This window comes from Marinifilum sp. D714 (assembly GCF_030851345.1).
Classification (GTDB): Bacteria; Bacteroidota; Bacteroidia; order Bacteroidales; family Marinifilaceae; genus Marinifilum.
Genome location: NZ_JALPNU010000045.1, coordinates 1 through 11,477 on the forward strand (window position 1 = coordinate 1; position 11,477 = coordinate 11,477).

The 11,477-nt window shown below is 38.4% G+C and carries 12 protein-coding genes; all 12 read left to right on the top strand.

Translation table 11 applies throughout. The features are described 5' to 3' along the window. Positions 1–282 precede the first annotated feature (282 nt). The gene (gene xerA / locus M0051_RS19305) at positions 283–1,158 is read left to right on the top strand and encodes a site-specific tyrosine recombinase/integron integrase (protein ID WP_306743213.1); all 876 of its coding nucleotides are present in this window, start codon (positions 283–285) and stop codon (positions 1,156–1,158) included. A 386-nt stretch (positions 1,159–1,544) separates the two neighbouring features. Then, positions 1,545–1,958 carry a Fur family transcriptional regulator gene (locus M0051_RS19310; RefSeq protein ID WP_306743214.1) on the top strand — a complete coding sequence of 138 codons (414 nt, stop codon included), beginning with the start codon at positions 1,545–1,547 and terminating at the stop codon, positions 1,956–1,958. 70 nt (positions 1,959–2,028) lie between these two features. Continuing rightward, positions 2,029–2,334 carry a DUF6660 family protein gene (locus M0051_RS19315; RefSeq protein WP_306743215.1) on the top strand — a complete coding sequence of 102 codons (306 nt, stop codon included), beginning with the start codon at positions 2,029–2,031 and terminating at the stop codon, positions 2,332–2,334. 150 nt (positions 2,335–2,484) lie between these two features. Next, the gene (locus tag M0051_RS19320) at positions 2,485–6,825 is read left to right on the top strand and encodes a CusA/CzcA family heavy metal efflux RND transporter (protein ID WP_306743216.1); all 4,341 of its coding nucleotides are present in this window, start codon (positions 2,485–2,487) and stop codon (positions 6,823–6,825) included. A 19-nt stretch (positions 6,826–6,844) separates the two neighbouring features. Further along, positions 6,845–8,083: an efflux RND transporter periplasmic adaptor subunit gene (locus M0051_RS19325; protein ID WP_306743217.1), complete on the top strand. Its 1,239-nt coding sequence runs from the start codon at positions 6,845–6,847 to the stop codon at positions 8,081–8,083. A 12-nt stretch (positions 8,084–8,095) separates the two neighbouring features. After that, entirely contained in the window at positions 8,096–8,428 is a 333-nt protein-coding gene (locus M0051_RS19330) for a P-II family nitrogen regulator (protein WP_306743218.1), read from the top strand. A 78-nt stretch (positions 8,429–8,506) separates the two neighbouring features. After that, positions 8,507–8,893 (top strand): DUF302 domain-containing protein, encoded by a 387-nt coding sequence (locus M0051_RS19335; RefSeq protein ID WP_116496663.1) that lies wholly within the window; start codon positions 8,507–8,509, stop codon positions 8,891–8,893. Continuing rightward, a complete protein-coding gene (locus tag M0051_RS19340; protein WP_306743222.1) occupies positions 8,886–9,680 on the top strand; it encodes a cation transporter in 795 nt (264 codons plus the stop codon). Before M0051_RS19335 ends, M0051_RS19340 begins: the two co-directional genes overlap by 8 nt. 2 nt (positions 9,681–9,682) lie before the next feature. Next, positions 9,683–9,889 (top strand): GDCCVxC domain-containing (seleno)protein, encoded by a 207-nt coding sequence (locus tag M0051_RS19345; RefSeq protein ID WP_116496662.1) that lies wholly within the window; start codon positions 9,683–9,685, stop codon positions 9,887–9,889. Positions 9,890–10,000: 111 nt separating this feature from the next. Then, complete coding sequence (locus M0051_RS19350) at positions 10,001–10,192, top strand: hypothetical protein (protein ID WP_156196996.1); 192 nt, start codon at positions 10,001–10,003, stop codon at positions 10,190–10,192. A 165-nt stretch (positions 10,193–10,357) separates the two neighbouring features. Then, a complete protein-coding gene (locus tag M0051_RS19355; protein WP_306743220.1) occupies positions 10,358–10,663 on the top strand; it encodes a hypothetical protein in 306 nt (101 codons plus the stop codon). A 29-nt stretch (positions 10,664–10,692) separates the two neighbouring features. Further along, a complete protein-coding gene (locus M0051_RS19360; RefSeq protein ID WP_306743221.1) occupies positions 10,693–11,019 on the top strand; it encodes a hypothetical protein in 327 nt (108 codons plus the stop codon). Positions 11,020–11,477: the final 458 nt, after the last annotated feature.

Sequence of the window (11,477 nt, forward strand, 5' to 3'; positions counted from 1 at the left end):
TCTTTCATAAGTATATATTTTGTTATGTGATAAGATCTTGTTAAATTTGAGAATCTAGTTTTACAAGAAATGAAAGCAAGAATTTTATTATCCCCAGATATTCATCGAAATCGAAAAGTTGTCAAGATTATATTTGACTACAATTTAGGGATATTGGAATTATTGAAAAAGCATTTCCAGGTAAAATGGAGCCAATCGAAGAAATGTTGGTGGATTGCCAGAACAGAATTCGATTATAAAAAGTTTAAAGAGGTGTTCTCTCCTATTGCAGAAATTGTGGTAATGGCAGATAAAAAAAAGGAAAAGGTTGAAACTGTTCTTCCGAAGGGATATATGGAAAAACTTGAACAAAAACGGTACAGTTCACAAACTATTAAAATTTACACTAGTTATTTTAAAGATTTTCAAAACCATTTCGATTCGAAGGATTTGAAACAAATAAATCCTGAAATGATAAATGAATATCTTTTAAAACTTATTAAAGAAAAAAACATTTCGGGCAGTCAACAAAACCAGAGGATTAACGCAATAAAATTTTACTACGAAAAGGTTTTAGGAAATGATAGAGAGTACTATAAAATAGACCGGGCTAATAAGCCCAAAAAACTACCAACTGTACTTAGCAAGCTTGAAGTGAAAACAATTATTAATTGTTGTACAAACAAAAAGCATAAATGCATACTTTCTCTAATTTATTCGGCAGGGCTCAGGAGAAGTGAATTGATTAATTTAAAACTTACAGATATTGATTCTACAAGAGGGTTGATAATAATTAAAAGTGCCAAAGGAAACAAAGACAGAGTTTCATTGCTCTCCCCTCGCCTTATTAATGAATTAAGAGAATATTACAAGCAATACAAGCCTAAAGTTTATTTATTTGAAGGACAAGATATTGGAACTAAATATAGCACAACGAGTGTTGCAAATGTATTAAAACAGGCTTGTTCAAAAGCAAAAATAAAGAAAAGAGTTAGTCCACATACACTTAGACATTCTTTTGCGACACATTTATTAGAGCAAGGAACTGATTTAAGATATATTCAGAATTTATTAGGGCATAGCTCATCAAAGACTACTGAAATATATACTCATGTTTCGACACAAAACATTGGTAAAATAAAAAATCCACTTGACGACATGTTTAGCGACTCATCATAATATGTGTATATTACCGTCCTATTTGGGACAATAAATACACATTTTAAAAAATATATACGAAATAAACTTCATAGGTTTATTTATAAGTTAGCAACAAGGCGAAAAAAGAGAACCTTCAAGACTGATAGGTGCAGTTTAAAACAAGCAGATTAAAATATTTAGCTCTTTGACAAGTCGGTGCAAATTTGATGGAATTTATTTTGTTTTTTTTCTCCCCCCGCAAAAAAAGGAAAGAAACCCCACCCCACATTGCAGCACATTTCCAAGCCCCCACAAGCCAACACCCAAACCAAAGGCTTGTAAAAGAGCTGCAATTCTGCCTACGCACCGGTGCTTAATTGTTACATTTGTGCTTTGAACAAACCGAGATTATTGAAATTAGTATAATGAAAAAGGAAATAGACAACATACTCAACTTAAAAAACATCAAACCAACTGCAATGCGACAATTGGTTTTGCAAGTTCTAACAGAACAAAAAACGGCTATTAGTTTGCCTGAATTAGAACAAAAATTTGAAAAAGCCGATAAAGCAACTCTTTATAGAACACTAAAAACATTTCAGGAAAACAAACTGATTCATTCAATTGAAGATGGCTCTGGCTCTTTAAGATACGCACTTTGCGAAGATTTTTGCACTTGCGAACCAGAACATTTACATGTTCATTTTTTATGCAACAAATGCGGAAAAACGTATTGTATGAAAGATTTACCTGTTCCCCAGCCAGACTTACCCAATGGATTTGAATTTTCCAGTGCAAACTTTGTTGTCAAAGGTATTTGTTCAAATTGCAAAAAGTAAGTTTGCAACTCGGTTGCACGAACTATATAGTATTTTTGTCGTTGTAATTATTAGAAATAAGAATTTGCAGATGAAATATATAGCAGTAATATTATCAGTGTATGTAATGGTTTTAACAGCCATACCATGCAATGATGTACATGCTTCCGATTCAAATTCTGTTACTCTGGAATTATCAGAACAAAGCCAAAATCACACAAATGATGTTGATTTATGTTCCCCGTTTTGTTTTTGTCATTGTTGCCAAACACTTTCTTTCCCTTCATTTTTTAGCATTTCCTTTATCAATATGGTAGAAATTACTTTAGATATTAAATTTAAAGAACCTGCGTTTTCAAGCCCTATGGCATCTATCTGGCAACCGCCCAAAATTTAATTCATTTTTTCTTCTCTAAAACTGTGCAATAAGCTCATGTTTCATTTCATAGACATGATACTGCGTACATAATAGGTTTTCGGTGCTTGAACACATGGATTTAAACACCCTATTATTAACCGTATTCGTAAAATAATTTAAAGAAATCAAATGATAAATAGTATAATATCCTTTTCAATAAAGAATAAGGCACTTATCGGGCTGATGACCATTGGACTGATTATTGGCGGAATATATTCTATGACCAAAGTGCCGCTTGACGCCACACCTGACATTACAAACAACCAGGTATTGGTGATTACCACCGCACCCAATTTGGGAACGGAAGACATTGAACAGTTTGTAACCTATCAGGTAGAATTGGCAGTAGCGAACCTGCCCGACGTGACTGAAATACGAAGCGTGTCACGTTTTGGGCTTTCTGTTGTTACCATTGTTTTTAAAGAAAGTGCCGGAACATATTTGCCCCGGCAGTTGGTAAGTGAAGCCTTAGCCGAAGTGAAAGAAAAAATTCCACAGGGATTTGGGGAACCGTTTATGGCACCCATCAGCACCGGGCTGGGCGAAATTTATCAATACACGCTTGAGGTGCAACCCGGTTACGATACCGTTTATAACGACATGGAACTGCGCACCATGCAGGAATGGATTGTAAAACGGCAAATGGCCATGCTGCCCGGAGTGGTAGAAGTAAACTCTTTTGGGGGCAGGGGTAAACAATACGAAGTCGCTGTTAATCCTGATAAACTCAGAAGTATGGGTTTAGCCATTTCGGATATTTTTGAAGCACTTGACGACAACAATCAGAACACAGGCGGCGCATATATCGAGAAAAATTTTCAGGCCAACTTTATCCGTGGCGAAGGGTTGATGCGTTCGTTGGATGATATTAAAAATACGTTGGTTGCAAACATTGACGGGCAACCCATTTTCATCAGGGATGTAGCAGAAGTGAAATTCGGAAGTTTTGTCCGTTATGGTGCTTTTACCAAAGACGGAAAGGGAGAGGCCGTTGGCGGAATCGTGATGATGCTGAAAGGCGAAAACTCAAACGATGTGATTAAGAATGTAAAAGAGCGGATGGCCTTAATTCAAAAATCACTGCCTGATGGTGTTGAAATTAAACCTTTTCTTGACCGCAGTAAGCTCATTAAAAGTACCACATCTACCGTTGCCGAAAACCTGTCGTTGGGTGCGCTGATTGTTATTTTTGTGCTGGTTATATTCCTCGGGAATTTAAGGGGCGGTTTAATTGTGGCATCAACCATTCCGCTGGCCTTGCTATTTGCATTTATCATGATGAACCTGTTTGGGGTGTGGGCAAACCTGATGAGTTTGGGGGCACTTGATTTTGGGATATTGGTAGATGGAGCAGTAATTATTGTTGAAGCCATGATATTTTACCTCCACCGTAAAAACCTTATCGGTACAAAACTCGACCAGGCGAAACGAAACGAAATTGCCTATAATTCGGCAAGCAAAATGATGAACTCGGCATTTTTTGGTCAACTGATTATTTTGATTGTTTTCATCCCGGTTTTAGCCTTGCAGGGTGTTGAAGGTAAAATGTTTATCCCCATGGCTATGACTTTTGGATTTGCTGTTTTGGGCGTAGTTATCTTGTGCCTCACCTATATTCCGATGATGGCAGCCTTATTCCTCCAACCACCTAAAACAGACAAAAAAACCTGGGGCGATAAAATAATTGGGAAACTCGAAAACGTTTACTCTCCTGTAATTGGATGGTCGCTTAAAAAGAGTTGGATTGTAATTACCATCGCATTTGTGCTGTTAGTTTCCGGCGGTTTTCTGTTTACACGGATGGGAGCCGAATTTATTCCAAAACTTGATGAAGGCGATTTTGCTTTTCAGGCATTTTTAAAGCCGGGAACTTCATTAACCGAAGTAACAAAAACTTCCACCCGACTGGAACAAATTGTCTTGGAAAACTTTCCTGATGAAGTAGAAAGTATTCAAAGCAGGATTGGTGTGGCAGATTTACCCATGGACCCAATGCCTTTGGACATTGCAGATATATTTGTGATATTGACACCAAAAGACCAGTGGACACAAGCCGAATCGAAAGCCGAATTAATTGAAAAAGTAAGGGAAAAAGTAAGTGTTTTGCCAGGTATAAATTTTGAATTTACCCAGCCTGTTGAAATGCGTTTCAATGAATTGCTGACTGGTATCCGTGAAGATGTTGCCGTTAAACTTTATGGCGATGATTTGGATATACTGGCTGCCAAAGCCGCTGAAATTGCCGGGCTGATTTCAGGGATTAATGGTGTAGCAGGTGTAAAAGCGGAGGCAACAAGTGGTTTGCCCCAGATTACCGTTCATTACGACCGTAACAAACTTGGACGTTACAACCTGAAAATTAATGAACTCAATACGATTGTTGAATCCGCTTTTAGTGGTGGCGTTGCCGGAAGCATTTACGAAGGCGAGCGGATGTTTGACCTTGTTGTGCGATTGGACGAAGAACACCGCACAAGTATTGACGATATCAGGAATTTATTTGTTAATCTTCCCGATGGTAATCAAATTCCCTTAAAAGAAGTGGCTGAAATAAGTTACCAGCCGGGGCCGATGCAAATTAGCCGCGACAATACCAACCGTAGAACCTACGTAGGAATTAATGTTGCTGGCAGGGATGTAAAATCACTTGTGGAAGAAATTCAAACCACCTTAGATGAAAAGCTGGATTTACCTACGGGCTATTATATCCGCTACGGCGGCGCTTTCGAAAACCTCGAACGGGCATCAAAACGTTTGTCCCTTGTAGTTCCGCTTGCTTTAGCGTTAATTTTTATGCTGGTATTTTTTGCCGTGAAATCGTTCAAACAAACCCTCATGATTTATGTGGCAGTACCTTTCGCCGCAGTGGGCGGAATATTTTCATTGTATTTGCGGGATATGCCATTCAGCATTTCGGCAGGGGTTGGATTTATAGTACTTTTTGGGGTGGCAGTCCTTAATGGATTGGTGCTGATTAGCGGGTTTAACGAACTCAAAGCCGAAGGCAAACTCCATATAAACGACATTATTAAAAAAGGTTCAATCCGGCGTATCCGTCCAATTTTATTAACAGCTTCAACCGATATTCTGGGCTTTCTGCCTATGGCGGTTTCCACGTCGGCAGGAGCAGAAGTTCAACGTCCTCTGGCTACTGTGGTGATTGGAGGAATGTTGACATCAACCTTGTTGACGCTTATTGTGCTGCCCATTCTCTATAAATTTGTTGAAAGTGGCGTTAAAAAAATAAAAATGCCAAAAACAGCTTTAGGGATGTTTACCGTTCTTGTTGTGATTGCAGGTTTGGGAATTTCAGGAAATGCCAATGCGCAGGATTCTGCGTTAACATTGCCACAAGCCATTGAAAGGGCAAAAGAAAACTATCCGGCAATTAAGGCAGCCCAATTGGAAGTCGACAAACAGGAAGCGTTAAAAGCTACGGCATACGAACTGGGAACGACTTCGATTTATACCGGGAAAGAAGAAGTAGGCAACAACGCACCGGGTATTCAAAACAAAATCGGGATTGGACAAACAGACATTGACCTGTTCGGCATACCGGCTAAAAGCAAGCTTGCAAACAGCCGTACCCAACAAGCTTTATCCGGTCAGCAACTTACGGAATACTCGTTGGCTCGTGATGTTAGTCTTGCCTGGTACAATGCAGTCCATGCCAAACAGCAATGGCAGCTATTTAAAGACCTTGACACCTTGTACGCCGATTTTCAAAAAGCCGCTGAATTGAGGTACAAAACACAAGCTACTTCTAAGATTGAATACCTTTCTGCTTCGGCTAAGTACAAAGAATTGCAGGTAAATTTAAAAAAAGCTGAAAGCAACTATTTGGCAAACTTGCAAATTCTGAATCAATACCTATTATACCCGATTGCGGTAGATGTTAACATACAGGATTTGGGGCAGTATGCTTTCAATATAGTTTCCGAAATTGATTCATTGAGCGAAAGCCCGCTGCTGAATTATTATTCAACCGGGATTGATGTGGCAGAATCGGCATGGAAAGCGGAAAAAGCCAATTTCCTTCCAAAGTTAGACTTGGGTTATAAATGGCAGTCGGTTGACGGCAATTCCGGGTTTTATGGTTGGGAAGCAGGTATCTCTTTACCATTGGCTTTCTTTTCACAATCGGGCAAAACCAAAGCTTCAAAAATTGACTTCCAAATTGCAAACCAACAGTACGAGCAAAAGGAACTGGAACTGAAAGCCGGGTACAACCAGAAAATCAGCCGTTACCTTACTTTGCAACAGGTTATCAACTATTATCAAAAAGAAGCATTGCCTCTGGCCGACGAACAAATTCAGGCTTCCAACCTGGCGTACCGTTTAGGCAGTATCGACTATGTCCAGTTTATTCAGAACACAGAAGCAGCCATACGGACAAAACAAGACTTTTTAATGCAACAGGCAGAATACTTCGAATTGTCTGCCCAATTAAAATTCATAACAGGTAAATAATCAACAAAATATAGTAACGATGAATACAAAAATAATTATAGCATTGATGGCAATCGCCACATTAATATCGTGCAACACAAAAAACAAAACAGCCGGAGAAGGCGAAGAACACGAAGAACATAGCCCCGAAGGCATTGTGATATTAAATAAAAACCAACGGGAAGCCCTGAAATTAAAATTGGGGTCTTTTCAAATGCGCAACCTAACCACGGTAGTAAAGTCAAACGGGCAACTCGAAGTACCTCCTGCAAACAGCGCCGATATTACAGCCGTTATTGGCGGGAATGTAAAAGAGATAAAAGTATTCCATGGCGACCGGGTAAGCAAGGGGCAATTATTGGCAGTACTTGAACATCCGGATTACATTGCCTTACAGGAAAGTTTTGCCGAAGTTGCCAACAGGCTTGAATTTCTGGAACAGGAATTTGAACGCCAAAAAGAATTGTTTGAAAACAATGTTGGTGCAGGCCGAGACTTCCAACAGGCAAAAGCGGAATACAATACGGCAAAAGCAAAATACGAAGGATTAAAATCACGCCTGCAATTGCTGAATCTTTCGCCCGATAAAATTATGCAGGGCAATATTTCAAATACCATAAACATTAATTCACCAATAAACGGTTTTGTAAATGAAGTTAATATAAAAGTAGGCTCTTATGTTGATGCAAAAGACATACTGCTTGAAATAACTGACAACACCGCAATTCATGCCGATTTTATGGTTTATGAAAAAGATGTGCATTTGGTAAAAGAAGGCCAGAAAGTTCATTTTACGGTTTCGAACCGCCCCGATGAAGAATTAACAGCAACCGTTTTTGCCATTGGAAAAGAGTTTGAGGCCAATTCAAGGGCAGTTCATATCCATGCAAAAATCAATGAAAAAGTTTCTGGGCTTATACCCGGCATGTACATTTCGGGGCATTTGCATACAGATGAAAAATATACCAGGGCTTTGCCCAATGATGCTATTGTTACGGAGGGGACAAAATCATACATTTTTATACTGGACAATCAGGCTCTTGAAGAACGAGAAAAGGACGAACCTGCAAATGAAGAAATCCATGCCGACAATGAAGATAATGCGGAAGAAAATAGTATGGCCTTCCGAATGGTCGAAGTTATTCCCGGACTGAAAGACGATGGATATACGGAAATACATTTGATAAATTCGTTGCCTGATAACACACAGGTAGTTTTGAATACAGCCTACTATTTATTGGCTGATATGAAGAAAGAAGAAACCGGAGATGATGATTAAAACAATAAAATTATGAAAGAAATAAAAGCATTTGTAAGACCAAATAAAGTGAATGAAATTGTTCACCATTTAATCGACAATGATTTTGAGAACATTACGCTTTCTTCGGCAGAAGGTACGGAAAAACTGCAAGATGAAAACGCATTTGTTTCGCAGAAATTTTCTGTTACCGACAGTGAGATTGCTAAACTTGAGATTGTAGCAGAGGATGAAGATGTTGATACTATTTGTGCTATAATCTGTGAATACGGGTGTACACTTAATCCAGGCGATGGGTTAATTTATGTTTCCGATGTCGAAAAGGTGTACCGTGTGAAAACAGGTTTGGGAAATGGAGAAAAATAATTTATAACTTTAAGGGCAGGTTGCCTTAATATATCGGGCAACTTGCTTTTTAAATAATTCACATTAAAAGCAAAAACGATGAAATACTATTTTGAAAAAACATTGAATTGCTCTTTTGAAGAAGCAGTAAAAAGGGTAACAGAAGAACTCAAAAAGGAGGGTTTCGGGGTATTATCTGAAATCAACATACACGAAAAACTAAAAGAAAAATTGGGGGTAGATTTCAGAAAGTACCGCATACTTGGTGCGTGTAACCCTGCTTTTGCCTACAAAGCATTACAGGAAGAAGATAAAATCGGTACGATGTTGCCTTGCAATGTAATCGTGCAACAAATTTCAGAAAACCAAACAGAAATTGCTGCCGTTGACCCGATGGCATCAATGCAATCTGTTGAAAATGAAAAATTGGCAGGTGTTGCAAATGAGGTTCAACAAAAATTAAAACATGTCATTCACAATGTTTAAAAGCACCTTTAAAATTTCCAAAATGGATTGCCCTTCCGAGGAAACCCTTATCAGGATGAAACTCGAAGGGCTTTCCATGATTAAAAGTTTGGTGTTCGATATTGAAAACCGAAAACTTACTGTCTTTCATTCTGAAGAAAGCTCTGAAATTGAGAATCACCTGAAAGAACTCAATTTAGGGTCGCAACTCCAAGAAACAATTGTTGTCCAAGCGGATGAATTCAAGGACAATTCATCGGTACAATCGAAACTCCTTTGGACGGTTTTGATTATCAACTTTGCATTTTTTATTATTGAAATTACCACGGGTTTTATTTCTAAATCTATGGGTTTGGTTGCCGATTCGTTGGATATGCTGGCAGATGCACTTGTTTATGGTCTTAGCCTTTGGGCTGTCGGTTCAACTGTGTTCCGTAAGAAAAAAGTGGCAAAGCTGAGTGGCTATTTTCAACTGGCTTTAGCATTGATTGGGCTTATAGAAGTAATACGCAGATTTATCAGTTTCGAAGCTGCGCCGGATTTCAAAACCATGATTATTGTTTCCATATTGGCATTAATTGCCAATTCCGTTTGCCTTTATTTATTACAAAAATCAAAAAGTGAAGAAGCACACATGAAAGCCACGATGATATTCACATCGAATGATATTATTATCAATACTGGTGTTATCGCAGCAGGAGTATTGGTTTTGTTGACCCAATCAAAGTATCCTGATTTAATCATTGGTGCAATTGTTTTTTTAATTGTGGTCAGGGGGGCTTTCAGGATATTAAAACTTGGAAAATAGATATGGAAGTAATTTTAGAGTCAATAATAAGCTGTCCAAATTGTGACTTTCAGAAGAAAGAAACCATGCCCATGGATTCTTGCCAATTCTTTTATAAATGTGAAAATTGCCATACCATTCTGAAACCAAAACAGGGAGATTGCTGTGTGTATTGTTCGTATGGTTCGGCAAAATGCCCTTCCATTCAAAAGAATGAAAGTTGCTGCTGATTATTTTTAACAAATGGAAGTACAACTGAGTTCTAACAAAAAGTATTTTCGTTATATTTAACATTTAGTTTTACAAACACAAAATCAAGTTGAAAAATAGCAGGTGTAAGTTTGGAAAATGCAATAGTAGAAAGGAAAAATAGACTTGCAAGTAAGGAAAATATTGCAGTACGTTCGGAAAATACAATTCCAAATAAGAAAAGAGAAAATGTGAGTGGGGAAAACGCAATTGTAAAACTGAAAAACAAAATTGTAAAAGCGAAAAAACCAAATGTAATTAATTATAAAATTGAATGTCCGTAATTAGTCACAACCAGACCGTCACCCTGGACTTATTTCAGGGTCTTTTTTGCAAATAGCTGATTATTAGTGGCGAAAGATACTGAAACAAGTTCAGCATGACGTGCTAAATATTAATTATGACATAGAACGGATATTCAAAAATTATAAACCTTTAAAAATTAAATTATGGCATCACGCACAAAACTTACAGACACAGCAACCTTGGAATTGTACCGGGTAGCTTTGGAAAATGCAGAAACCCAACCTGAAATTTCAGCAATCATGGCAGATTTAGGCTATGATTCAACAGTTATCGCAGACGGCAAAGCATTGCTAACAAAAACCCGAACTGCATACGATGCAAACAAAACCGAAGACGATGAAACATCTGCCGCTTACGCCGATTTTTCAAGTAAAAAGGAACAATTGGAGGATATACATTCAACATTCACCGCAAGAAAGCAAAAGTTGTATTCCGTAACGATTCATTAACCGCTGACAAATTGGCAATTTCTGGAACAATGCCACGGACTTATATCAAATGGTTAGAAGCTGCAAAGAAATTTTATTCCGTGGCATCAGCCGATACAGCGGTTCAAGGTAAATTATCCCATTTAAAAATCTCCGTTGACGACTTGACAGCGGCAAACACATTGATTTCTGAATTAGAAACGGCAAGAGCAGTTTACCTGAAAGAAAAAGGGGAATCACAAGATGCAACCAAAGGCAAAGATGCAGCATTTGCAAAGATAGATGATTGGATGAGTGAGTTCTATGCCGTAGCAAAGATTGGTTTAGAGGACAATCCACAACTATTAGAAGCATTGGGCAAAACCATAAGAGGATAGTGGAATTGCCCTCCCTATTTGTAAGCACATTGGCAAGCCCCACGAGCCAACGCACGACCAAAACTTGCCAAAGAGCTTACAAAGCCTGCCCAAGTAACCGCCTTTAAGGGCGGTTTTAGGGTTGCCCTCCCACAAAAAAACAAAATAAATTTGCGCTCCGTTGACAGTTTTGTGCAGATTGAAAAGACAATTAAAGAAACCTTAAATGACTGAAAAACAGACTGGAAGAATCAACGCCCAGTTGCTAATCGAGTAGGCAGCCGCTAGGTGATTAACCTAGCGGAGAACCTCTCACACCACTGTACGTACGGGTTTATTCATAAAATAATTTTACATTAAGGTATTCATGAGGGCTGCGCCGTGCGTATACAGCGGTTCATTAAGTTGTGGGGATTTTCTTTTGTAAATGTCAAGCATCGATTCATAACCACGCTTCTTCAAGCGATTAAGGGTAATTG

What these genes read in the sequence shown, in the direction of transcription:
- M0051_RS19355 (WP_306743220.1), top strand. Translation starts at nt 10,358, where the DNA reads ATGGCATCACGCACAAAACTTACAGACACAGCAACCTTGGAATTGTAC.
- M0051_RS19330 (WP_306743218.1), top strand. Translation starts at nt 8,096, where the DNA reads ATGAAAGAAATAAAAGCATTTGTAAGACCAAATAAAGTGAATGAAATT.
- M0051_RS19315 (WP_306743215.1), top strand. Translation starts at nt 2,029, where the DNA reads ATGAAATATATAGCAGTAATATTATCAGTGTATGTAATGGTTTTAACA.
- M0051_RS19310 (WP_306743214.1), top strand. Translation starts at nt 1,545, where the DNA reads ATGAAAAAGGAAATAGACAACATACTCAACTTAAAAAACATCAAACCA.
- M0051_RS19325 (WP_306743217.1), top strand. Translation starts at nt 6,845, where the DNA reads ATGAATACAAAAATAATTATAGCATTGATGGCAATCGCCACATTAATA.
- M0051_RS19360 (WP_306743221.1), top strand. Translation starts at nt 10,693, where the DNA reads ATGCCACGGACTTATATCAAATGGTTAGAAGCTGCAAAGAAATTTTAT.
- M0051_RS19335 (WP_116496663.1), top strand. Translation starts at nt 8,507, where the DNA reads ATGAAATACTATTTTGAAAAAACATTGAATTGCTCTTTTGAAGAAGCA.
- M0051_RS19340 (WP_306743222.1), top strand. Translation starts at nt 8,886, where the DNA reads ATGTTTAAAAGCACCTTTAAAATTTCCAAAATGGATTGCCCTTCCGAG.
- M0051_RS19345 (WP_116496662.1), top strand. Translation starts at nt 9,683, where the DNA reads ATGGAAGTAATTTTAGAGTCAATAATAAGCTGTCCAAATTGTGACTTT.
- M0051_RS19320 (WP_306743216.1), top strand. Translation starts at nt 2,485, where the DNA reads ATGATAAATAGTATAATATCCTTTTCAATAAAGAATAAGGCACTTATC.
- xerA (WP_306743213.1), top strand. Translation starts at nt 283, where the DNA reads ATGGCAGATAAAAAAAAGGAAAAGGTTGAAACTGTTCTTCCGAAGGGA.